We start from the raw sequence: 21,552 nt of genomic DNA, 5'->3' as shown, positions 1-21,552 counted from the left end.
ACTTCCAAAAACAGCGCTCATTGCATAGCCATGAGCGCGACTTTCGGCTTCAAAGAAAGGCTTTGAGCTGCAGAGCAAGCTGCTCGGTCTCTGTCAGGTCTTTCCCACCCACAAGGATGTAGCGAAAGGATCCATCGTGCCAGGCGGTGGTCGCCAGACCATGAAACATTTCAGACTTGGCAACATCAGGGTCTCCTGCCCCGGTTCCCGTCGTTATGCACAGCGCAAAAGGCCGTCCATCGTCGGCTTGATAGACAATCTGGATCAAGGGCTCGTCGTCGAGACCAAGCACCTGCACGCGAGCCAGACTGAGCAAGGCTGGAGCATCAAGGCCTTGCTGCTCCAAGGGGCGCCCGAGCGTATCGACAGCCGCATCGAGTTGTCGCTCAAGCGTTTCAGCGGATGCGGTGGTGAGCCTCACCGTTTCAGCAACATAGAGTGACTGGTATTGCGCGATGCGGCTTCTCCAATCTTCTGGAGCCGGCTGGCCGAACCACATCGCACCACTTCCTAAAAGCGCGCCCAACACCAATACGGCTGCCAATTTGGACCATTGCAACGAGCTCGCCTTCGCCTGAGGAGCGAAGGGTGCAGCGCGCTTCAGGTCCATAAGCACATGGTCGCCAGGCAGGGCTTTCATGGCGTCTCGAACCGGTGCAGCAACCGGATCCAGATCCATCACGCGCGTTTCCAGATCCTGATCGATGCGCATGGTTTGCTCGATCTCTGCAGTCCGCTTCTCATCAAGTCGGCCATCCAGAAAGGCCAGCAATTCCTGATCCGAATAGGTCATCGCTTCTCCTTCCTTTGGTCCTGGTTCGGTGTTTGGGCAAATTTTTGCAGGGCTTTGCGTGCAGCATGCAAACGGCTCATGATCGTACCGATCGGAACATCCAGGATCGTCGCGGCTTCCGAATAGGTGAATTCCTGCACAAAGACCAATTCCACTGCACTGCGCTGAGCGTCAGGCAAAGCCATCACCCGCTCGATGATTTCCTTGGCAAAAAGATTGTGTTCGACACTGGGGGCAATATCAGGGATCAGATCCGCGTCCACTGTCGCAAAGACTTTGTTTTGCCGTGTCGCGCGACTGCGCAGCTCATTCAGCCAGATAGAACGACAGATCTGCAAACACCAGCCTTCGAAACTTCCAGAAAATCGAAACTGATCAGCCTTTTCCACCGCACGCAAACAGGTGGATTGCGCAAGGTCGTTGGTCATGTCGATGTCACCGGTCAGGCTCAACGCAAACCGCCAGATTGACGGCAGCGCATTCGGCAACAGGTCCCTGACTTCTTTTGGCTTCATCTGTTCCCCCAACATGCCGGCGGTTGCGGTACCGCCGGCCGGTTGGTGATCCTTACTCGACAGTGATCTTGATGACGTCAGAGAAGACTGGCGGATTGTGCGGAATGTGATTGAGATCGCCAAGAACGAGCTGCAATGTGTGTTCACCCGGTGCAAGTTCCAGCGTCGTTTCGGTCTGACCGCCGCCATAGTGAATATGGTTCTCGTCAGCTGGAATGCTGTAGACGAATTCGTCTTCGCCATCTTCGCCTTGACCGATCGGAGCCCGGTTAATCAGCAGATGATGGTGCCCTGTGTTGTCCTTTTCGACACCGGCCGGCGCAACACCCATGCCCGACAGCCCGAAAACGACTTTAACAGGACCCTTCACCGTGGCTCCGTCATCAATGTTGACAAAGTAGACCTTTGCGTCCGGACTGGACGGGGTCTCTCCCGCAAATGCCGGGGTATAAGCCAGGCTCAAGGCAATGGCGGCGGATGCAAATACAGTTTTCATGGCGCTTCTCCCTTTGAAAATTCACACCACGTAGACACGCGGCATTCGAAAATATTCATTGTGCGTCGAAAAAAAATTGAACACCAAATGACATCGCGCCTTGGAGCCTATCAACTCCTCCTGCGTGAGCCAATGCACGGGCGGCTCTGACGCGGCTTAAGTCTCCAAACATGCCAGCATGTTTCATTCGTCGTCTTGCAGACATACGCGCCAATTGGCCTCTGTTTCTCGCCTCATCCGACATAGTGCGCGCTTCATTCGATCTCTGCTCTCGGAATCGGTCCTAGTCTGCCTATATGCTTGAGTAAGAGTTCCCGCCGTTTTCTGGACAACAGGCAATCATGACTGCAAATCCGCCGCTATTCCACTTTGACAACTCCTATGCCCGTGAACTTGAAGGGTTTTATGTGGCCTGGGAAGGCGCACAAGTCCCCTCACCCAAACTGGTTTTGTTCAACAACAGACTGGCAGCCGAACTCGGCCTCAACTCCGACGAGCTGATGGGTGCCGAAGGGGCCGCTATTTTTGCCGGAACCAACAGTCCCGAAGGTGCCAGCCCCTTGGCTCAGGTTTATGCAGGTCATCAGTTTGGCGGGTTCTCTCCTCAACTGGGTGACGGCCGCGCGCTGCTTCTGGGAGAGTTGGTCGACCGCGAAGGCATAAGGCGGGACATTCAGTTGAAAGGCTCCGGTCCGACACCCTTCTCGCGTGGCGGTGACGGCAAGGCCGTCATCGGTCCGGTATTGCGGGAATACATTATGGGCGAAGCGATGCATGCGCTCGGTATTCCAACGACCCGCGCCCTCGCAGCGGTGACCACCGGCGAAACGATATTCCGTGATGGTCCCAAACCGGGCGCTGTTCTCACACGCGTGGCAGCCAGCCATTTGCGTGTTGGCACGTTTCAGTTTTTTGCTGCAAGAGGCGAAACCGATAAGGTTCGCCAGCTCGCTGACTATGCGATTTCCCGGCACGACCCGGACCTTATGGATGCAGAGGACAAGTACCTGAACCTATTCAGGCGCGTCGTCGAGCGGCAAGCCCACCTGATCGCACACTGGGTTTTGGTCGGGTTCGTGCACGGCGTCATGAATACGGACAACACAACGATTTCAGGTGAAACCATCGATTACGGCCCCTGTGCCTTTATCGATGCCTATGATCCCGCAGCGGTTTTCAGCTCTATTGACCATGGTGGCCGCTACGCCTTTGGCAGGCAACCAGTCATAGCCCAGTGGAACCTTGCCCGGCTGGCAGAAGCGCTTCTGGCGCTGATCGAGCCTGATGACCTGGACAAAGCTGTTACGCTTGCAGCAGACGAACTCGCACGCTTTCCAGAAATATATGGCCAATTCTGGCTGTCGGGCATGCGATCCAAGCTCGGATTGTCCAAGGAAGCGGAAGGTGACCAGGACCTGATTGAAGACCTGCTAAACCTGATGAAGGATCAAGCCGTCGACTACACATTATTCTTCCGCCGGTTGGCAGAGACTGCCGAGGAGAATGAAGACGAAGCAGCGGCGCTTTTTGAAAACACCGGCGCATTTGTTTCATGGCGCGACAGATGGCTGAACCGATTGCAGTCAGAGGGTACTGACACTGCCGGCCTCAAAGACCGGATGAATGCCGTCAATCCTATCTATATTGCTCGCAACCACATGGTCGAAGAGGCGCTCTCGGAAGCGGAGGACGGCAATTACGACCAGGTTGAACGATTGCTTGACCTTCTCTCAAAACCATATGAGGAGCGTCCGGGTTTTGAAGCCTATGCGTTGTCCGCACCTGAAGATTTTGGTCCCTACCAAACCTTTTGCGGCACGTAGTCTTTGGAGTGGTGCGCCAGTCACCGTCCAGACAATCGCTCCACCAGATACATCATTTCTCGGTCTATCTCTTCTCCACTGAGGCCGACAAATCGAGCCTCCAGGCTAATGGTGACGAGACCATGAACTGCGGCAAAGCAGGTACGGGTTCTTGCCGCCAGAAAATTATCCTCAAGATCCGGATTAAGTGCCTTAAGCGGGACAGCGATGAATTCCAGCAGTGAGATATTTTCCTGAATATGCTCCTCCGGAACCGCCTTGTCCTCCGGCAGCTGGTGGGCGAAAAGCGTCGTCCATAGATTTCGGTTTGCGCGCGCAAAATCAAGGTAGGTCTGAGCCAGCACCTTCATTTGAACCACCGGATCATCCGCTTGGTCGATCGCTTCCGACATCTTCTCTCGGATGCGTCCGAGTGTAACGGAATTGACGGCGAGCAGAAGTTCGTCCTGATCGCCAAAGTGTTTGTAGACCGAGCCAACAGAATAGCCGGCTTCGGCGGCGATCTTTCTTATGTTCACGGCATCCAGACCTCCGGCTTCGACCGCGCTGATGGCTGCCTCCAAAACCCGGCGATGCGTCTCCTCGCTCTTCGCTTTCTGCAATCCGGCCAATACACAACCTTTCCATAAAAGTGAACGGAGTTCATTTTTTTCTTGACTTAACTGAGTCTCTGTGGCTTTGTCAAATAATGAACGATGTTCACTTTTATGGAGGCGTTATGTTCGAGCCGTTGATATCGCAACAGAGAGCACTTTTCGCAGCAAGTTTTCAGGTCGCTCTGACCCTGACCGACTGCAATGAAGCTGAAAAATTTCACAATCGGTTGGAACACGCGAAACCCGAGAAACTGAAGATTGGCATCAATCAGCCTGAGCAATCCTAACCGACGTTCGTTCAAGTGGAGCGCACTGCAAGCAGTCCCCCGCAGGAGAAGATAATGCAAAAACCATTGATGACATCCCGGCGGTTTGCGCCGCTTTTTTGGACCCAGTTTGTTGCAGCGTTCAACGACAATTTCCTCAAAAACGCACTCGTGTTTCTGATCCTGTTCAATGTCGCCGGCTCTTCCGCAGACAACTCCGGTGCCCTCATTGCCTTGGCCGGCGCGGTCTTTATCGCTCCGTTTCTGGCGTTCTCCGCGATTGGCGGTGCATTGGCCGACAGATTTGACAAGGCCAGGATCGCTCGGCTTACCAAGTTGGTGGAAATCGGCGGTGCAGCACTTGCTGTCACGGGCATGGCCCTGAGCTCACTTCCAATCCTCTTTTCAGCTCTTTTCGTTTTCGGCGCAATGTCCGCCCTCTTCAGTCCCGTTAAATACGGGCTTTTGCCTGATCACCTTCCATCGAACGAACTGCCACGCGCCAACGCCTGGATAGAGGCCGGCACTTTTCTGGCCATTCTCGGTGGAACCATTTCAGCTGGCCTCGTCTTTGCCACAGGGGCACCTGTCATGTTGTTCGCACCGGTCATGATCGCTTTGGCCGTTGCCTGCTATGGATTGAGCCGCCTGATACCCGCAGCACCGGCAGCAGCTCCTGATCTCAAGATCGACTGGAACGTCGCCACGTCTACCTGGCGTGTACTTGCGGACCTTGTCGCCGACAAGCGCCTTGTCCGCGTCGCGCTCATGAATGCCTGGTTCTGGCTGATCGGCGCCATGATACTGGCCATCCTGCCGCTGATGGTAAAGTCCTTGCTTGGCGGCGGCGAAGTTGCAGTCACCTATTTTCTAGCCGTATTTGCCGTGTCCATCGGTATTGGTTCAGCCATCGCCGCCTGGCTGCTAGCCGGACGCGTTGTCCTGTTGCCGGTTCCGGTCGGCACCTTTCTGCTGGCCATTTTTTGCCTGGACACGGCTCTCACCTTGAATGGCGTGTCTCATTCTATGCCTGCCGCAACACTGGGTGAATTCATTGCACGCGACGGAGTCCTGCGCCTGACCATCGATATGGCAGGCCTTGCCATCTCTGGAGCCTTCCTCGCAGTTCCAACCTTCACCGCATTGCAGACCTGGTCTGATGCTGACTGCCGGGCGCGCAGAATTGCTGGTACCAATGCGCTGGGTGCAGCGATCATGACGCTTGGCGGCCTGGCGCTTGCCGGTGCACAGTATCTCGGCGCTTCTGTGCCGGCGATCCTTGTCTTCCTGTCTGCGCTTAACCTGGTCGTTGCAATCGCAATGCTGGTCTTCCTGCCGACCAATCCGATGCGGGACGCGGTTTCGATACTTTATCGTTCGATCTTCCGCGTGGAGATCTCCGGCCTGGAGAACCTTGAAAAAGCTGGTCCGGCTCCAGTTCTAGCCCTCAATCACGTCAGCCTTCTCGATGCCGGACTTGCATTGACCTTAAGCGACAGAACGCCAACGTTTGCAATCGATTATGACATTGCCAAGCGCTGGTGGGTGCGTCCGTTCCTGCGCCTCGCCAACGCATTGCCGATCAACCCGTCAAAGCCGATGGCAACGCGGGCCCTGATCAGAACCGTTCAATCGGGCGAACCGCTCGTGATTTTTCCCGAGGGCCGTCTGACGGTCACCGGCTCCCTGATGAAAGTCTATGACGGCGCGGCAATGGTTGCTGACAAGACCGGGGCGATGATTGTGCCCATCCGCATCGAAGGCCTTGAAAAAACTCCGTTCTCGTATCTGAGACCCTACCAAATCCGCAAACGACTGTTTCCGAAAGTAAAGGTGACGATTATGGAACCGAAACGCCTAGAACTGTCCGAAGACCTGAAGGGCCGCAAGCGCCGCGCAGCAGCGGGTGCTGAACTTTACCAGGTCATGTCAGGTCTGATGTTCGAAACCAGCCTGTCACAAGACAGCACGATCCTCGACCGGGTCATCGAGACGGCCAAGGAGCGCGGATATTCGCAACTTGCTGTCGAAGACCCGCTGAGCGGCAAGCTCAACTACGGCAAACTTCTGACGGGCGTCTCCGTTCTGGCGCGCAAGATTGCAAAGCTGACACCCGGTGAAACCACACTCGGCATCATGCTGCCCAATGCCAACGGTTCTGCGGTGACCTTTCTTGCCGCTCAATCGGCCAGCAAGGTTCCGGCAATGATCAACTTCACCGCCGGACCGAGCAACGTACTGTCAGCCTGCCGGACAGCCAACGTCAAAACCGTTCTCTGCTCGCGTACGTTTGTCGCTCAGGCGCGGCTCGACAACCTCGTTGAGCAGCTATCGCCGCATGTCCGCTTCATCTGGCTTGACGAAGTCAGGAAGGAAATCACGCTCCTCGACAAAGTCAGAGGTCTCGTCACAAAGACCCGACCTTTGGTTGCGCGTCATGCCAGCGATACAGCCGTTATCCTGTTCACATCCGGGTCGGAGGGAGAACCGAAAGGTGTTGTCCTGACGCACAGAAACATTCTGGCAAATGCGACACAGGCTGCCGCTCGAATTGACTTCACCCCATCCGACAAGGTTTTCAATGTTTTGCCGATGTTTCACTCATTCGGCCTGACAGCTGGAACAATTCTGCCCCTGATTTCAGGAGTACCTGCATATCTTTACCCGTCTCCCCTGCACTATCGCATCATTCCCGAACTCATCTACGGCTCCAATGCAACAATTCTCTTTGGGACCGACACGTTCTTGAACGGATATGCCCGGACAGCCCATGCTTATGACTTCCGTTCGCTGCGCTATTGCTTTGCAGGCGCAGAGCCAGTCAAGCCGTCGACAAGAGAGACCTACCTAGAACGTTTCGGATTGCGTGTTCTTGAAGGTTATGGCGTAACGGAAACCGCACCCGTCATTGCGATCAACACGCCCATGTTCAACAAACCGGGCACGGTCGGCAAGCTGATGCCGGGAATGACAGCTAAACTGGAGCCCGTACCCGGCGTTGAAAGTGGCGGCCGACTGCTCGTATCCGGTCCGAACGTTATGGTCGGATACCTGAAATCCGAAAATCCAGGTGTAATAGAACCGCTCGTTGACGGATGGCACGACACCGGTGACATCGTTGACATCGATCAGGACGGTTTCATCACCATCAAGGGACGCGCAAAACGCTTTGCCAAAATCGGCGGAGAAATGGTCTCACTCGCCGCCGTTGAAGCGCTGGCTGGAAAGATCTGGCCCGACCATCTGTCAGCTGTTGCGGCAATCAAGGATCCCCGCAAAGGAGAGAAACTGATACTGGTCACTGAAAACCCCGACGCGACACGATCCGCGTTCGTTGAAGCCGCCAAATCAAACGGAGCTCAGGATCTGATGATACCGGCAGAAGTTCGTGTCGTGCCGAGTGTTCCGGTTCTGGGCTCTGGTAAACTGGATTTTGCCGGTGTCTCAAAGCTCGTTGCGGATGGTTCCGGCGAGTCCAAAGCCGCCTGATAGATCCAGCATCCCGTCTAATGACGGGATGCAATCCTTTAATCAGAAGGTCGCTCTTACTTCCTGGAAATTCAGATCATTTCACCCTTGCTCCCATCCGGTTGGACCGACTAGTCTCGCTGCTGCCTGCTCCAAGGTTGGAGCATTGTTGACGATTTGAGGAATGAGATGGCTATGCCCACACCCGCGTATGACGACCAGAACGTCTTTGCAAAGATCCTTCGAGGTGAATTGCCAAGTCACAAGGTCTATGAGGATGACAAGACGCTGGTGATCATGGACATCATGCCACGCGGCGACGGCCATATTCTGGTGATCCCGAAGAACCCGTCACGCAACATCTTCGACATCGCTGAAGATGACTTGAACGCTGTTATGGCAACGGTTCAAAAGATGGCACGCATTGTAATCACGGCATTTGCTGCGGATGGAACCACAATCCAGCAGTTTTCCGAACCGGCAGGCGGTCAGGTAATCTTTCACACACATGTTCATGTAATTCCGCGTTTCGAAGGCGTCTCACTGAGACCCCACACAGGCGATATGGCGGACAATGACGTTCTTGCTGCTCAGGCTGAGAAAATCCGGGAAGCGCTCTCCTGATTGCCCCTCCAGCCAACGGAGCGCCATCGGAGTTCGCCCGCCTTTTCACATTTCAGCGCAAAGAGGTTCTGCCTCTTCTCAACAAGGATGGTACCTATGTGCCCTCCTGGGCGGGAATTCAAACACCGCCCCAGTACAGGCTAGCATACGAGTATGCAGCCAAGCACATGAAGGAACATGGCTTGTGCGACGGCCGGACACCGCCAGTCTGGACTTTTGAAACCCAGGAGGACGATCTTGAGCTGCTGGCGGCAAGCCTCCTTTCAGAGCACGAGTTTAATCAATTTGAATACGTGACTTTGGAGCTGTTTGTTCCGGAGAACCGGCTCCTGCGTTCTTCCTACGGCCATTGGTGTGAGCTTCTATTTCAATCCATAGAGACGGGACGGATCGAGGATGACGGCTCCTGGCTCTGTTTGAACGGGCAGCAAGACGATCACTCACCAGGTTCCGTCCAGATACTAATCCCTCACATCAGGAAAGAGTGGATCAGAAAAGTCGAACCATTGGAAATCAACCCGGGTATGTACTAGCGGCCTCGTTTCTGCCGATCAGAAATCGATCAGTCCACGCCCGCCTGGACCGCTGCATCTTCCTGTTCTTTGGCGAGGTTTTGATCCTCCTGCAACACTTTGACGGGTGCGGGACGCTCAAAATAGCGTTGCGTGAAACTCTTGAATTCATCGAATTCAGGAACAATACCGAACATCATTCCCCAGCGCAGCCCCACTGCCCAAAGCACATCAACCGCCGTCATGCGTTCGCCAAGAACATATGGGCCTTTCGCGAGTTGCGCCCTCATATTTTCCATCACGGTATCGAAACTGCCATAGGGTGACATGACTTGTGGCGGTTCTTCCCGTTTGAGCGCACGATCCACCAGGGCGGGCTCAAAACAAGAGGCCATGTGAACGAACCATCGTAGGTACGGACCACGGCGGGGGTCATCGAGAGCGGGGGTTAATCCCTTTTCAGGGAACAAATCGGCCGCATAGATATAGATGGCAACCTGTTCTGTAATTACTGCATCACCACTGCGCAATGCAGGCACTTTCCCGGAGGGGTTCACAGCCAGGTATCTGGGTTGCCGGTTCTCACCAAGTTTGAAGTTCAATACATTCAACTTGTAAGGTGCACCCAATTCCTCAAGGAGCACACGCACCCCGGTCGCCCGTGTCTGCGGTGCATAGAAGAGTTCCACTTGGTTGGTCATTCCGGTGTTCTCCTTCTTGCTGCAACACGGAGTGTGTTCAACTCATCGTATCAAGCTCCCTGAACAGCTACAGCAAAAAAGTCCGCAATACCGTCAACTACAAGAGATCGAGAGAAGTCCACCCAATGAGCAAAAAGGCCTCTGCCGCCAAAACGCCAATGACAACGCGTTGACGAGATCCAAGAAAGGCGGCAAATCCGAAGGCTGTTGCGGCAAGGCGTAACCACATGGGTGTTTCAGCGAGAACGCCTTGCGGAAAGAGGATCAGTTTGGAGATGAGCCCCGCAACGAGCGCCGTTGCAACACACCTTACCCAAATCAGAAGCTCACCGTCTTCACGCAGGCGTCCACCAGCAAAAACACCCAGCCAACGCCACACATCTGTTGCCAGCCAGCCGGCGACCAGGATCATGAGAAAGGGCCACCACCAGGTATCCGCATAAGCCCCGCTGCGCATGAGACCATCCATCACGACAGCCCCCGCCGCCAAATACGTGTAACCAGATACGCCAGCGTGCCACCCGCCAATCCGGTCCAAAGGAGATCAAGCCCAGGCAGGGAAATAAAAAAGACCGGCCCAAGCACCAGACCAGCCACCATGGCCGCCTTGTCCGCATTCAGTCTTGCAGCCCCCCAGAGCGAGCACAGAAAATAAACGGGGGTCAAAAGAAACAAGGCCCCGGCCACAACGTCCGGAAGCCGCTCGACCAGCAAATAGGCAATGCCCGTCAATACAAAGACAAAGGTGGAAATCGAACTGCCGAAGCCCACAAAAAAGGGCAGCCTTGCCTCCCTCGGCAGGTCCGGCAGGTGTTTCATGGCATAGACCCAGGCCGTGACCGCAACGAAGTGTGAGGCAATCAGAAGCTGCCAGTTCCTGGTTTTTCCTTGAACTTTGATGATCGGCATCAACGCCATTGTCATGGGCATCAGCCGCACGGAAGCAAGCGCTACGGCAATGCCCGCCGGGATAAGACCCATTCCGGAAGACAAGGCACCGGTCAAGACCACCACGGACGGCAACGCCCAGATAAAGCCAGTCATTGCAAGGGTTTCAAGCAATGTGAGGCCGGTCTCGCGAGCCAGTCCGGCATATCCGACAAATGCTGCCGTCAATATGAACGCAGGTATCGAGATTGCTGCACGTGCACCGCGAGCAAACCATTTCTTCGAAGAAATGACTTCCCTGTTTTCAGGTGGGTTTTCAGAAGCGCCGTTTGGCGAGGACATGAACGTAGACCAAAACGAAAATCGTAAGGAGACCTTATTTTCTGATCCTGTTCCTGCGAAATGTCAACGCGGTGCCACAACAGGTTCTGTTCAATATTGACATGTTCTTGATGAGCAATTTCTCTGGTTCAACCAATGGCAACCGACCTCAACTGGACAGCGCTTTATGTCAGACCTCTCAAAAGACATCTGGTTAAATCGGTGGCTAAAAGGATTGCGTCTTGCCGATCACGTCTACAACGACGAATCCATTCGATGGGGCGAATTTATAGAACCGAGCGTTGATTCAAGACCTCGCCCTGCTAGCGACACTCTGCGCATCGCCGTGATCGCAAGCCTTCCAGTTGGGTTTTTGACGCTCAAGACACTGCTCGCCTTCGCACACCATTTTCCCGCAAAATTATACATCTCATGCCTGTTGACAGATGATCCTCTAAACCAGGATGCCCGGATCAGTGCACGCAAGCGCATATGGCACCTTTATCCCGAAGACATGCAACGTGAGCTTGAAAGCGCGACCGTTAGAACAGCCCTGTCGGCAGGTATTCCCGTTTATACAGGCGACATAAAGCAGGATTGGTTTCGCGAAACACTACGGGACTTTAAACCCCATGCAGTTTTGTGCTGTGGCTTCGGACAGCTGATCGACAAACCGTTCCTCCGCATTCCGGACCTTGGTGTTTATAACTTTCACCCGTCCGACCTTGCGAGCGGGCATGGCGCCGGTCCGGCACCGCATGAGGATGTAAAGCAAAGAAACGCAGACACGACACGCTGGACAGTCCATCTAATGAACGAGGAAATCGATGCCGGCCACATCGTCGGCAGCTCTCCTCCTATCAACATTCGTCGAAGCAACGGAAAGTTTGCGGACAATCCCATAGATTTTTACAGCAAGCTCACGGACGGGCTCGATCACCTAGTTTTTCATACGACAAAAAGTCTTGTTGCGTGGCATGCGCGCGGACAGACAAAACCTATGGACTCGATCGATTTCGAGAAGCTGTTTACGTCAGAAATCAAGGCCCGCATGATGCTGCCGATCGCCGACTTCGCGGAGGCTGTTTTCCCGGACCCGACATTGTTTGCCGACGTTTAGCAAACACGACATCCAACAGTCCGCACATTCTAGGCTCGACAGCCTTTACTCAAAAAGAAAGCCCCGGCAATACCGGGGCTTTCTAAGCTTGGAACGGACCGATCAATCCGCCAGCGGCACCTTGGGCACCAGGCTCTTCTTGGAGGAACCGCCTTTGCCGGACGACGATGCTTTGCTGTCCTTGCCGGATGCTGCCGATTTCGCCGGTGCTTTCCGCTTGCGCTTAGGGCGCGGCTTGGGCTCGGTCTTGGCTTTGGTTTTCGGTGGTGTCGCCCGCTCCTCAACGCTTTCAAGAAGGAGACCCTTCCCGTCTTCCGAAACCGACACTTTGACCATGCCGCCTTTTTTCAACTTGCCGAACAGCACCTCATCGGCAAGCGGTCGCTTGATATGCTCCTGGATAATCCGGCCGAGAGGCCGAGCCCCCATTCGATCATCATACCCTTTCGTCGCCAGCCATTTCACGGCCTCATCGGTCAACTCGAACGTCACGTTTCGATCAGCAAGCTGGACTTCCAGCTGCATGACGAACTTCTCGACGACTTTGTAGACGACCTCGATCGGCAAGTTGCCAAACGGAATGATCGCGTCCAGACGATTGCGGAACTCTGGCGTGAACAGCTTGTTGATCGCCTCTGTGTCGTCACCTTCACGTTTCACGCGATTGAAGCCGACAGGCATCTTGGCCATGTCCGCAGCGCCAGCATTCGTCGTCATGATCAAGATGACATTGCGGAAATCGACCTGTTTGCCGTTGTGGTCGGTCAATTTGCCGTGGTCCATGACCTGCAGCAGGATGTTGAACAGATCCGGGTGGGCCTTCTCGATCTCGTCAAGCAGCAGCACGCAATGCGGATGCTGATCGACGCCATCGGTCAACAGGCCACCCTGATCAAATCCGACATAGCCCGGAGGTGCGCCGATCAGGCGCGACACCGTGTGCCGCTCCATATACTCCGACATATCAAAACGGATCAGCTCTACCCCGAGCGATGAAGCCAACTGACGGGCAACTTCCGTCTTGCCGACACCGGTCGGTCCGGAGAACAGGTAACTGCCGATCGGCTTGTCAGGCTCGCGAAGCCCCGCTCTGGCCAGCTTGATCGCCGAGGCCAGGGTTTCAATCGCATTGTCCTGGCCGTAGACAACACGTTTCAGGTCCTTGCCGAGGTTCTCAAGAACCTCAGCGTCATCCTTGGAAACCGACTTCGGCGGGATCCTGGCCATTGTGGCAATGGTGTTTTCGATTTCCTTCACACCAATGGTCTTACGCCGCCGCGCTTCCGGCACCAGCATTTGAGACGCACCGGTCTCGTCCAGAACATCGATGGCCTTGTCTGGAAGCTTGCGGTCAGAAATGTATTTCGCTGACAGCTCAACAGCTGTCTTGATGGCATCGTTGGTGTAGCGAACCTTATGGAAGTCTTCGAAATAGGGCTTCAGTCCGCGAAGGATATCGATTGCATCGGGAATCGACGGCTCGTTGACATCGATCTTCTGGAATCGCCGCACAAGTGCCCGGTCCTTTTCGAAAAACTGGCGATACTCCTTGTAGGTCGTGGACCCAATGCAACGGATTGCTCCCGACGCAAGCGCCGGTTTGAGAAGATTGGAGGCATCCATGGCGCCACCGGATGTGGCACCTGCCCCAATCACGGTATGGATCTCGTCAATGAACATGACGGCACCCGGGTAGTCCTCGATCTCCTTGACCACCTGCTTCAGACGTTCCTCGAAATCGCCGCGATAGCGCGTTCCGGCAAGAAGCGAGCCCATATCCAGCGAAAAGATGGTGGCGTCCTTTAGAACATCAGGCACGTCACCATTGACGATACGGTGGGCCAATCCTTCCGCGATCGCAGTTTTGCCAACACCTGGGTCTCCGACAAACAGCGGATTGTTCTTTGACCGCCGGCACAAAATCTGGATTGTGCGCTGAATTTCGCTGTCTCGTCCAATCAATGGATCGATTTTGCCACCAGTCGCCTTGTCATTAAGATTGACACAATAAGCTTCAAGCGCATCGGTCTTTTGACTTGATTTCTTGTCCGCCTCCGCGCCTGGCAAGACGTCTTCTTCTTCCGCACCTTCCACGGGTCTGGCTTCGGACATACCAGGGCGTTTCGCGATACCGTGTGAAATATAATTCACCGCATCGTAACGCGTCATATCCTGGTCTTGCAGGAAGTAAGCAGCGTGGCTTTCCCTCTCAGCAAAAATCGCGACCAGCACATTCGCGCCCGTAACTTCTTCACGCCCAGAAGACTGCACATGAATCACGGCACGTTGAATGACGCGCTGAAAACCAGCGGTCGGCTTGGAATCATCGTCACTGTCCGTGACCAGATTATCGAGTTCGGTTTCGATATATTCCAGGAGGTTCCTGCGGATTGTATCCAGGTCAACATTGCAGGCCCGCATTACGGCCGCAGCATCCTGGTCATCGAGCAACGCCAGAAGGAGATGCTCGAGTGTCGCATATTCCTGCTGGCGTTCGTTCGCGAACGCCAGAGCCTGGTGAAGGGCTTTTTCAAGACTGCGTGAGAAGGAAGGCACGTGCGTTGGTCCTCACTTTTTTTCCATGACGCATTGCAAAGGATGTTGGTGCTTTCGCGCAAAATCCATCACCTGTGTCACTTTTGTTTCCGCGACTTCGTAAGAAAATATCCCGCATTCTCCGACGCCGTGGTGGTGAACATGAAGCATGATGCGAGTCGCTTCTTCGCGGTTTTTTTGGAAGAAGTTCTCCACAACGTGAATGACAAACTCCATCGGCGTGTAGTCGTCATTCAGCAGCAGCACACGATACAGATTTGGCCGCTTGGTAACCGTTTTCGTCCGGGTGACAACGACCGTTCCGGCATCGCCACCGTCATTGTCATAATCAGAGCCTGCCGACATTGCCCAGTCTATCGCCTTATTCACTCCGGCCATCACTCATTTCATACTAGCGGGCAGAAGCTAACTCTGGAAAGCCTGCCCGTAACCCAAACCGCAGCTCCGAAAAACGTCCGCGGTCGCTTTGCTTCTACGGTAATCCTGCCGCGCAAGCCGTCCTTGCGCAATGGTCGATTTCATCAACAAACCGGTGAACTGCACAAATCGGCATAAAGTGCAGCCGGTATTGCTGAATGTAGGTCTCTCAAAAGAGATTAAAAGATGGGGAGGTAGCGCATTTCCAATCCGTGAAGACGATGTGTTCGACACCGGCAAAAGACTGGGCAAAACTGTGCATATACGAAAAAACCCGGCTCAAATAAGCCGGGTTTCGATCAATTCACTGCCCTTTAGCGGCAGAAATTGGAAATTACTTTGCCAACTTGCTCATCACGCCTTCGTAAGGCTTGTAAGCGTCTTTGGACATGTCAGTGAACATTTCACCGAGCTTGGTCATTTCACCGACGAAGCCTTCGTAAGCGCTCTTGGCGTAGTCAGCCTGAGCTTCAAAAGCCTTGTCCAGAGATTTGGAGGACACGAGCTTCTCGACTGCAGCAGTACCTTCATCGAAGGACTTTTTCTGATAGTCAGCGACTTCGGCTGCAATTGCCTGCATGCCTTTGCTCATCGTGCCGAACGACTCCATGGCCATGTCCATGTTGTCTTTGCTCATCTTCTGGATCTCATCGAAGTTATTCATCATCTAACTGCCCTCATCCGGCGAACCGGTCTTTGTGGCCTCGTGGTTGCTCCATTCGGCAGCCGGCGCGCTAATCGCGTTACCTAATGAAACTTCACATAATGCACTGCACAAAAAGTGTCAAGGTGATTTTGCATCGCAACAACAACCATTACGAGAAATTAATAACGTTATAAAACCGAAAGGCACGTACCCGCGACAGTCAAAATAGCAGCCAAATAGAAAATCCACTGCAGCGAATGCCCCAGCGGCACTTCAAGTTATTCCTTCAACATTTTCACCATAAAACAACATGACCCAAAAAAGAAACAATTCATTAAGAAAAATTACTTGGTAATTTCAAAAATTATCTTCACTAACGATATAAAAATCAAATAACATTCGATTAACTATTGATTAACTCTAATCAAAATCAATTTTTTTAAGTGTTTTTTGCGCAAACTATTTACACATTCGTAACCGTGTTTCCATCAAATACACACGTAGTCGACGGGGTAGCCGGATTGAATCGCACGGGGGTTCATGATCCAGTCCAGGCAACTTCAAACACTGGCCGCGTGACCCTGAATGGGATAGTTATTGTGTTTGGTATGCGTTTTCTTCGCAATGCGAGAATGGTTGCCCGTGCAGGCAAGATTTTGGTCCTAGGCGCTCTCTTGCTGAGTGTTCCGTCTACGGCGATGGCCAACCCGAAATATGCCGGCATCGTTGTCGACGCAAAAACCGGCAAGACCCTTTATGCATCTTCCGCAGATGCCTATCGCTACCCAGCTTCGCTGACAAAGATCATGACCCTTTACGTGGTCTTTGAAGAGCTCGAGGCAGGTCGGCTTTCGCTCGATTCCAAATTGACCGTATCCAAATATGCCGCTGGTCGCCCACCTTCGAAGATAGGCGTCAAGGCAGGCCGCACGATCAGGGTCAAGGATGCCATTCTGGCGCTCGTAACCAAGTCAGCCAATGATGTTGCAACAGTTGTGGCGGAAAACATCGGCGGTTCTGAGAAGAAGTTCGCGCAACGCATGACCAGGACTGCGCGTCAGCTCGGCATGTCCAAAACGACCTTCCGCAACCCACACGGTCTGCCAAACTCCAAACAGCGCACAACCGCAAGAGACATGGCACGGCTTGGTCGGGCAATTCAGGAGCGCTTTCCGCAGTATTACGGCTACTTCAAAACCCGGTCATACAAATACAAAGGCCGGACCTACGGCAATCACAACAAGCTGCTTGGTCGGGTCAAGGGCGTAGACGGCATTAAGACAGGCTACATTCGCGCGTCCGGTTTCAATCTGGTCACTTCTGTCAATCGCGACGGACGCCACATTGTTGCAGTTGTCATGGGTGGCAGGTCTGGAAAGTCCAGAAACGCCCATATGACCAATCTCATCAGCCGTTATCTGCGCAAAGCCAGCCGCGGACCAAAAACCGTGCCTGCGATCGCAAAGAGCAATGTTCAACCGACATTCGTTGCCGCGAATTTGAAAAATCCGCCGTTGCCGGTTTCTAAGCCCGGCAGCAAACCTGCGCCTGCGACCGGTGCTCCGATGGTGCTTGCGTTTTCAGCGCCCAAACAGGCTGGTGTCGTCCCTGCCCCGCAGCCGGCAACCGTGCCCGGTTTTGGTGAAGCAGTGCCGTTGCCGCCGCGCCTCGTGAAGCAGCGTTTCGACAGCACCTTCGCAGTTGCAACCGCGCTGCCTCCTATTCCGCCGGAAAGCCCGGACGGATCGTTGAGCACGAATTCCATCTCGAAAACTGCACTGCTTCAGGCCGCTCAAGCCCGTTCAGGTGGAACGTCGCAACAGCAACTGGCCCTTTCGAATGCTCCGGCAACCCGGTCCGTTCAAGTAGAAACAATCCAGCTGGACACCGTGCCTGTCGCAACGATCAGTGCAAAACAGGCAATCGAACAGCAGCCGGACACACAAGTAGCTGCGCTTGCGCCAGTCGAGCCTGAAACAGCCGACGATACAGTGACTGTGGCAACCAGCGACAGCAAGGATATCGAGCCAGGCTGGCAGGTCCAGATTGCAGCGACAGAAACCGAAGGCCAGGCAATTCGTATGTTGAAGAACGCCAAGGCCAAAACCGGTAGCGCCCTGCGTGGCCGCTCACCGTATACCGAACCGGTCGAATCCGGCGGACAAACCCTCTATCGAGCAAGGTTTGTCGGCTTCGACAACAAAACTGCAGCCAAAAGAGCCTGCAGAACACTGAAAAAAGCAAAATATGCTTGCTTCGCCATCTATCAGTAACCGCGTAACGGATGCCGTCAATGTCTTCTGAGAAGCGTGTCTTTAGCCTCGTTGATTTTCGCCGCGAGGAAACCGGATCCTCCCTGGTCGGGATGAACCCGCATCATAAGCCTTCGGTGCGCGGCTCGAATTTCCGCGTCCCCGGCTTCGGGCGTAAGCCCCAGGATCTGGTAGGCCTCCTCATCTGTCATGGGGCCCGCGCTCGGCGAGCTTCCCTGCCGCTCTGTTCCATCCGTCTGGAAGTGTTCACGCCATCCGGCAAGCCGGCGGTCGAGATAAGCTTCGACTAACTTCTGACTTTGTTCATCCTGGCCAGATTCGCGCCAGAATGTTTCAAGTTCCTGCTCGTTGAGATCATCAAGCCCGCGGCCCTGAAAGCCGCCGGCCAAAACCGTCCCGGTCATGGCTCCGCTGTCGTGATCCAACTCCATTTCAACCATTGCCGTTCGCACACGCGACCTTTGCCCGGAAGACTTCTGCGGTTTGTAGCCACCAGAAAGACCCGGAAAGACATGTTGTCGAAGCAACATCACGCCAAGCCCAAATGCTGGTAGCGCAAACGCAAAGCGTCCCGTAACGGCAAAGAATCCTGCAAGTGCTATCATGAAGACCCCAGCGAATGTACGCAGTTGCCTGGCAAGCGCGGCTGGGTTGGCGTGCACAAAGTTCCTGGCCAGCGTCAAAACGGCGACGAGAAGGACAATTCCGATCAGTAGGTAGAACATTCGGTCCCTTGGGACTGGATTGACAGATAAAGGATCGGGCAGCTCCAAACTGCCACGAACTTCCTGCCATCAAAATGGGGCATTCCAAAGCACTTTTGAAGGAACGCTCTTAGGTAGCCTCTTGCAGATTCGGGTCACGACTTTGGAGGAAGCTGTTGCAGAAGCAGCCGCGCACCCTGCCCGCCCCTTTTTTCCAACGCGTGAAGCGCCGATCGACCACCGCTTGCAAAAACTGCAACCGCCTTCAAAAGCTCTGCCAATTGTCGGGCTGCTCCAGCATCGAATGGGCAATAGGCCCCCTTTGTCAGGCGCGCCATTTCACGAAAAGCTTTTTCCGCTACTGGATCACGACCTTCCTGAAACAGAAACATCGGCACCCCGAGCAGGCCAAGTTGACCCGCCTTGTCGCACAGCAAATCGACATCTTCTTCCATACAGTCTCCGACATAGACCAGCGCCGCTATCTTTTCCCTGTCGGCCGCTTCAAGCGCGGCCGTCAGAACCTTGCGGATCTGCGTGCGCCCGCCCTGACATGAAATTCGGCTCATCGCACGAGCCAAATCATCGCTGGAATTAAACCATCGCGATGCCCGGCATTCGCCAAATCCTCGAAAAAAGACAAGCTTGATGTTCAGCCCACCAATGCTCCCGGCTTCCTGAAACATTTCTGCCTGAATGTGACAGGCCTGATCCCAGGTCGGCTGCCGGCTCATCGTCGCATCAAGCGCAAAAATCAAACGACCGTCGCTTCCTGGCTGCGGTTTGATGCTTCGCGCCTTTTCCAGGAATGCCGAGACATCAGCATCCGCTGACGGAAGTTCTGATTTTTGCCGGACAAGCGCTTCTTTCATGCGGTCGTCGGTCTTACCCATGCTTGCCTAGTCCTTGTGACTTTCTCTGACATTCAACTTGGGACGCTCGAGGGACTTTGGCAAGTTCAGGTGCTCACGGGAGCTGAGTGCAGGGACCAAAATATTCGTAGAGGCAGTTCACGTGGTTCGATGCTTCAAGAAATGAGCCCGGCGAAGATAGAACTCCACCAAAAGGGCATTCGGTACCCAGCACGCCCAACTTATGATGGGGTACGCAATGGCAAAGTCTGCACCTAAGGCCATCGAAGACCCCAGATAGACCCTTAAGGTGACGGCGGCAAAAGTAAGCGCCGCGGACCGAAGCATCCAGCGTTTGTGCCGAGCAATCTGACGATTCACCGCAAAATAGAAGGCTGCACCCGTGGTACCCAGCCAAACGACTGCCAGCGTGGCAAACCCAACCGTGGCAAAGGCGCCGGTGGTCGTATGGAATGCAAGCTGAAGACCCGCAAGGCCCGAGACAAGGATTGCTCCCACGTAGACCCGTCCACTCCAACGGTGCAGAGCAGGCCAGCGTGACCGCAAGACGGACATGAATTGAAACGGCATCAGGGCCAGTGCAACCGGCGCGACCCCGATATGTGCGTAAAGTGCCAGGGCGTTACCGCTGAGATTATGGGCAACGAATTCCATTCCCTGTTGAACTCCCAGCGGTATGAAGCGGTAAGACACGATTGCAACCAAGACCGAAGATACCGTCGCCAGCCAAAAGCCGGAGCTGTTCGCAAGCCTTGAAATTCGTTCCATGTCGTTCCCCTCCTCATAACTTGACACTGTCAAAATAAGATCGAACTTGACAGTGTCAAGCCAATCACGGATGAAGCCTTCATGACGAATGCCTCCAAAAGCCGCCCGAGGGACGGAACGCTTCGCACCAAGTTGGTTGATGCAGGCGTCGAATTGTTGAGAGACCGAGGGCCCGATGGTTTGTCCTTGAGGGAATGCGCGGCAATGGCTGGTGTTTCGCATTCAGCGCCAGGCTATCACTTCAAAAACCTGATGGGGCTTTCAACGGCCATCGCAGCCAGAGGATATCGTCTTTTTTGCGATGCCATGCTTGCAAGAAGAGACAAGGCGGGCCCTGCGCCTTTTGAGCGTCTGTCTGCGATCTGTCACGGCTACCTGGACTACGCAGCGGGACATCCGGAATTGTTTCTGTTCATCTTCTCGGGGCAGAAATTCAATGAGAACGACCAGGACTTCTGTGAGGCCTCTTCCAAGGCATACAGTATCTTGCGGGAAACGTGTGCACCCTTGGTGCCTGCCGGAACTGAGATCGAAGAAACCGAGATCCTGGTCTGGTCGCTCGTTCACGGCTACGCGCATTTGGCCATGACCCGAAAAAAGGACAACCCGAAGCTGGGGCGCGGCTGGCCTGAACTGGACGCCTTGCTCTCACATCTGCGCAACGCACTTTCCGCCCAATCCGCTGACAACGCCCGCAATTGAGCCTGTCGTTAGAGGAGACAAAGCTCTGTCAGGTCGCGACGCATTGCGTCCGGCATCGCCACCGCCTCGCCTGCAAGCCGGATATCACCGGGAGCTTCATCCATCTTCAGATACCGCCAACCCTGAAACGGGCGCTTGGGCCGGTATTGGGTCAATATCAAACGGGGTTCCAGCACAAGATTGCACCGTTTGATACCCGCATCATCGGTAAACGGGCGAATGTCCAACAGGTGTTGGCGCGCTTGGATCTTCCCCTTGATGACCCAGAAGAGCGACCCGCCGTCCAGCAACTCATCCTTTCGGGTCGGCACCATGCGTGTTGTGTGTGTCGTCACCTCTTCCGCACCAGCAAGGCGAGCCTGCTCGACACGGTAGTCGATCCAGGCCTGAAGAGATTCTGCGCTGTCTGCTCCCACACACAATTTGACAAGATGCAAGGTCATAGACCTGACCTAGCAGGCCTGCCGGTTCCGTCAAGCTGACTTCTGGAA

At 54.4% G+C, this 21,552-nt stretch carries 22 protein-coding genes; 8 read left to right on the top strand and 14 right to left on the bottom strand.

What is annotated here, in order from left to right; all coding sequences use genetic code 11:
• Positions 1–49: 49 nt before the first annotated feature.
• The 3 genes from FIV00_RS15070 to FIV00_RS15060 are packed head-to-tail and all read right to left on the bottom strand — an operon-like array spanning position 50 to position 1,804.
• The gene (locus FIV00_RS15070; protein ID WP_152501513.1) at positions 50–793 is read right to left on the bottom strand and encodes a hypothetical protein; all 744 of its coding nucleotides are present in this window, start codon (positions 791–793) and stop codon (positions 50–52) included.
• The gene (locus FIV00_RS15065; protein WP_209006940.1) at positions 790–1,308 is read right to left on the bottom strand and encodes an RNA polymerase sigma factor; all 519 of its coding nucleotides are present in this window, start codon (positions 1,306–1,308) and stop codon (positions 790–792) included. Before FIV00_RS15065 ends, FIV00_RS15070 begins: the two co-directional genes overlap by 4 nt.
• A 52-nt stretch (positions 1,309–1,360) precedes the next feature.
• Entirely contained in the window at positions 1,361–1,804 is a 444-nt protein-coding gene (locus FIV00_RS15060) for a DUF4399 domain-containing protein (RefSeq protein ID WP_152501511.1), read from the bottom strand.
• Between the two features lie 341 nt (positions 1,805–2,145).
• Here FIV00_RS15060 and FIV00_RS15055 point away from each other — a divergent pair, with 341 nt between their 5' ends.
• Positions 2,146–3,627: a YdiU family protein gene (locus tag FIV00_RS15055; RefSeq protein WP_152501510.1), complete on the top strand. Its 1,482-nt coding sequence runs from the start codon at positions 2,146–2,148 to the stop codon at positions 3,625–3,627.
• 20 nt (positions 3,628–3,647) lie between these two features.
• On the opposite strand, the gene FIV00_RS15050 is transcribed toward FIV00_RS15055, so the two are convergent.
• Complete coding sequence (locus tag FIV00_RS15050; RefSeq protein ID WP_152501509.1) at positions 3,648–4,238, bottom strand: TetR/AcrR family transcriptional regulator; 591 nt, start codon at positions 4,236–4,238, stop codon at positions 3,648–3,650.
• Positions 4,239–4,345: 107 nt separating this feature from the next.
• On the opposite strand from FIV00_RS15050, the gene FIV00_RS29820 reads away from it, so the two are divergent.
• The 4 genes from FIV00_RS29820 (at position 4,346) to FIV00_RS15035 (ending at position 9,114) form a co-directional block, all read left to right on the top strand.
• Entirely contained in the window at positions 4,346–4,510 is a 165-nt protein-coding gene (locus tag FIV00_RS29820; RefSeq protein WP_209006939.1) for a hypothetical protein, read from the top strand.
• A gap of 54 nt (positions 4,511–4,564) precedes the next feature.
• On the top strand, positions 4,565–7,978 hold the full coding sequence (locus tag FIV00_RS15045) for an acyl-[ACP]--phospholipid O-acyltransferase (RefSeq protein WP_173006002.1): 3,414 nt from the start codon (positions 4,565–4,567) through the stop codon (positions 7,976–7,978).
• A gap of 174 nt (positions 7,979–8,152) precedes the next feature.
• On the top strand, positions 8,153–8,581 hold the full coding sequence (locus FIV00_RS15040; protein ID WP_152501508.1) for an HIT family protein: 429 nt from the start codon (positions 8,153–8,155) through the stop codon (positions 8,579–8,581).
• 167 nt (positions 8,582–8,748) lie between these two features.
• Positions 8,749–9,114, top strand: a complete 366-nt coding sequence (locus FIV00_RS15035) for a hypothetical protein (protein ID WP_152501507.1) — start codon at positions 8,749–8,751, stop codon at positions 9,112–9,114.
• Between the two features lie 29 nt (positions 9,115–9,143).
• On the opposite strand, the gene FIV00_RS15030 is transcribed toward FIV00_RS15035, so the two are convergent.
• The 3 genes from FIV00_RS15030 to FIV00_RS15020 form a co-directional block, all read right to left on the bottom strand.
• Positions 9,144–9,794, bottom strand: coding sequence for a glutathione S-transferase family protein (locus tag FIV00_RS15030; RefSeq protein WP_152501506.1), 651 nt, complete (start codon positions 9,792–9,794; stop codon positions 9,144–9,146).
• A 97-nt stretch (positions 9,795–9,891) separates the two neighbouring features.
• A complete protein-coding gene (locus tag FIV00_RS15025; protein WP_247649419.1) occupies positions 9,892–10,263 on the bottom strand; it encodes an AzlD domain-containing protein in 372 nt (123 codons plus the stop codon).
• On the bottom strand, positions 10,263–11,024 hold the full coding sequence (locus tag FIV00_RS15020) for an AzlC family ABC transporter permease (protein WP_152501505.1): 762 nt from the start codon (positions 11,022–11,024) through the stop codon (positions 10,263–10,265). Before FIV00_RS15020 ends, FIV00_RS15025 begins: the two co-directional genes overlap by 1 nt.
• A gap of 166 nt (positions 11,025–11,190) precedes the next feature.
• Here FIV00_RS15020 and FIV00_RS15015 point away from each other — a divergent pair, with 166 nt between their 5' ends.
• Entirely contained in the window at positions 11,191–12,123 is a 933-nt protein-coding gene (locus FIV00_RS15015; protein WP_152501504.1) for a formyltransferase family protein, read from the top strand.
• 102 nt (positions 12,124–12,225) lie between these two features.
• Here FIV00_RS15015 and clpA read toward each other — a convergent pair whose 3' ends face one another.
• The 3 genes from clpA to FIV00_RS15000 all read right to left on the bottom strand — a co-directional run bounded on the left by clpA (position 12,226) and on the right by FIV00_RS15000 (position 15,763).
• Positions 12,226–14,679 (bottom strand): ATP-dependent Clp protease ATP-binding subunit ClpA, encoded by a 2,454-nt coding sequence (gene clpA, locus FIV00_RS15010; RefSeq protein WP_152501503.1) that lies wholly within the window; start codon positions 14,677–14,679, stop codon positions 12,226–12,228.
• Between the two features lie 12 nt (positions 14,680–14,691).
• Positions 14,692–15,024 carry an ATP-dependent Clp protease adapter ClpS gene (gene clpS / locus FIV00_RS15005; protein WP_148587335.1) on the bottom strand — a complete coding sequence of 111 codons (333 nt, stop codon included), beginning with the start codon at positions 15,022–15,024 and terminating at the stop codon, positions 14,692–14,694.
• Between the two features lie 406 nt (positions 15,025–15,430).
• A complete protein-coding gene (locus FIV00_RS15000) occupies positions 15,431–15,763 on the bottom strand; it encodes a phasin family protein (protein WP_152501502.1) in 333 nt (110 codons plus the stop codon).
• A 587-nt stretch (positions 15,764–16,350) separates the two neighbouring features.
• On the opposite strand from FIV00_RS15000, the gene FIV00_RS14995 reads away from it, so the two are divergent.
• Positions 16,351–18,015 (top strand): serine hydrolase, encoded by a 1,665-nt coding sequence (locus tag FIV00_RS14995; protein WP_152501501.1) that lies wholly within the window; start codon positions 16,351–16,353, stop codon positions 18,013–18,015.
• Positions 18,016–18,032: 17 nt separating this feature from the next.
• On the opposite strand, the gene FIV00_RS14990 is transcribed toward FIV00_RS14995, so the two are convergent.
• From FIV00_RS14990 to FIV00_RS14980, 3 genes are all read right to left on the bottom strand, one after another.
• Positions 18,033–18,740 carry a DnaJ domain-containing protein gene (locus FIV00_RS14990; protein WP_152501500.1) on the bottom strand — a complete coding sequence of 236 codons (708 nt, stop codon included), beginning with the start codon at positions 18,738–18,740 and terminating at the stop codon, positions 18,033–18,035.
• A 134-nt stretch (positions 18,741–18,874) separates the two neighbouring features.
• Positions 18,875–19,612, bottom strand: coding sequence for a VWA domain-containing protein (locus FIV00_RS14985; RefSeq protein WP_209006938.1), 738 nt, complete (start codon positions 19,610–19,612; stop codon positions 18,875–18,877).
• Between the two features lie 117 nt (positions 19,613–19,729).
• Positions 19,730–20,359, bottom strand: coding sequence for a DUF2306 domain-containing protein (locus FIV00_RS14980; protein ID WP_209006937.1), 630 nt, complete (start codon positions 20,357–20,359; stop codon positions 19,730–19,732).
• Positions 20,360–20,440: 81 nt separating this feature from the next.
• Here FIV00_RS14980 and FIV00_RS14975 point away from each other — a divergent pair, with 81 nt between their 5' ends.
• The gene (locus FIV00_RS14975; RefSeq protein ID WP_152501499.1) at positions 20,441–21,061 is read left to right on the top strand and encodes a TetR/AcrR family transcriptional regulator; all 621 of its coding nucleotides are present in this window, start codon (positions 20,441–20,443) and stop codon (positions 21,059–21,061) included.
• Between the two features lie 8 nt (positions 21,062–21,069).
• Here the strand turns inward: FIV00_RS14975 and FIV00_RS14970 are convergent, their stop codons facing one another.
• Positions 21,070–21,504, bottom strand: coding sequence for a DUF1489 family protein (locus tag FIV00_RS14970; RefSeq protein ID WP_152501498.1), 435 nt, complete (start codon positions 21,502–21,504; stop codon positions 21,070–21,072).
• Between the last annotated feature and the right edge of the window lie 48 nt (positions 21,505–21,552).

Source organism: Labrenzia sp. THAF82 (assembly GCF_009363435.1).
GTDB classification, from domain to species: Bacteria; Pseudomonadota; Alphaproteobacteria; order Rhizobiales; family Stappiaceae; genus Roseibium; species Roseibium porphyridii.
The sequence above is the reverse complement of the archived record's forward strand: the minus strand, read 5'-3'. Positions and strand labels throughout refer to the sequence as shown.

Bases quoted from the DNA above. Each gene is read 5' to 3' on its own strand.
- FIV00_RS15070 (WP_152501513.1), bottom strand. From the start codon at position 793: ATGACCTATTCGGATCAGGAATTGCTGGCCTTTCTGGATGGCCGACTT.
- FIV00_RS15065 (WP_209006940.1), bottom strand. From the start codon at position 1,308: ATGAAGCCAAAAGAAGTCAGGGACCTGTTGCCGAATGCGCTGCCGTCA.
- FIV00_RS15060 (WP_152501511.1), bottom strand. From the start codon at position 1,804: ATGAAAACTGTATTTGCATCCGCCGCCATTGCCTTGAGCCTGGCTTAT.
- FIV00_RS15055 (WP_152501510.1), top strand. From the start codon at position 2,146: ATGACTGCAAATCCGCCGCTATTCCACTTTGACAACTCCTATGCCCGT.
- FIV00_RS29820 (WP_209006939.1), top strand. From the start codon at position 4,346: ATGTTCGAGCCGTTGATATCGCAACAGAGAGCACTTTTCGCAGCAAGT.
- FIV00_RS15045 (WP_173006002.1), top strand. From the start codon at position 4,565: ATGCAAAAACCATTGATGACATCCCGGCGGTTTGCGCCGCTTTTTTGG.
- FIV00_RS15040 (WP_152501508.1), top strand. From the start codon at position 8,153: ATGCCCACACCCGCGTATGACGACCAGAACGTCTTTGCAAAGATCCTT.
- FIV00_RS15035 (WP_152501507.1), top strand. From the start codon at position 8,749: ATGAAGGAACATGGCTTGTGCGACGGCCGGACACCGCCAGTCTGGACT.
- FIV00_RS15030 (WP_152501506.1), bottom strand. From the start codon at position 9,794: ATGACCAACCAAGTGGAACTCTTCTATGCACCGCAGACACGGGCGACC.
- FIV00_RS15025 (WP_247649419.1), bottom strand. From the start codon at position 10,263: ATGGATGGTCTCATGCGCAGCGGGGCTTATGCGGATACCTGGTGGTGG.
- FIV00_RS15020 (WP_152501505.1), bottom strand. From the start codon at position 11,024: ATGTCCTCGCCAAACGGCGCTTCTGAAAACCCACCTGAAAACAGGGAA.
- FIV00_RS15015 (WP_152501504.1), top strand. From the start codon at position 11,191: ATGTCAGACCTCTCAAAAGACATCTGGTTAAATCGGTGGCTAAAAGGA.
- clpS (WP_148587335.1), bottom strand. From the start codon at position 15,024: ATGTCGGCAGGCTCTGATTATGACAATGACGGTGGCGATGCCGGAACG.
- FIV00_RS15000 (WP_152501502.1), bottom strand. From the start codon at position 15,763: ATGATGAATAACTTCGATGAGATCCAGAAGATGAGCAAAGACAACATG.
- FIV00_RS14995 (WP_152501501.1), top strand. From the start codon at position 16,351: ATGCGTTTTCTTCGCAATGCGAGAATGGTTGCCCGTGCAGGCAAGATT.
- FIV00_RS14990 (WP_152501500.1), bottom strand. From the start codon at position 18,740: ATGTTCTACCTACTGATCGGAATTGTCCTTCTCGTCGCCGTTTTGACG.
- FIV00_RS14985 (WP_209006938.1), bottom strand. From the start codon at position 19,612: ATGGGTAAGACCGACGACCGCATGAAAGAAGCGCTTGTCCGGCAAAAA.
- FIV00_RS14980 (WP_209006937.1), bottom strand. From the start codon at position 20,359: ATGGAACGAATTTCAAGGCTTGCGAACAGCTCCGGCTTTTGGCTGGCG.
- FIV00_RS14975 (WP_152501499.1), top strand. From the start codon at position 20,441: ATGACGAATGCCTCCAAAAGCCGCCCGAGGGACGGAACGCTTCGCACC.
- FIV00_RS14970 (WP_152501498.1), bottom strand. From the start codon at position 21,504: ATGACCTTGCATCTTGTCAAATTGTGTGTGGGAGCAGACAGCGCAGAA.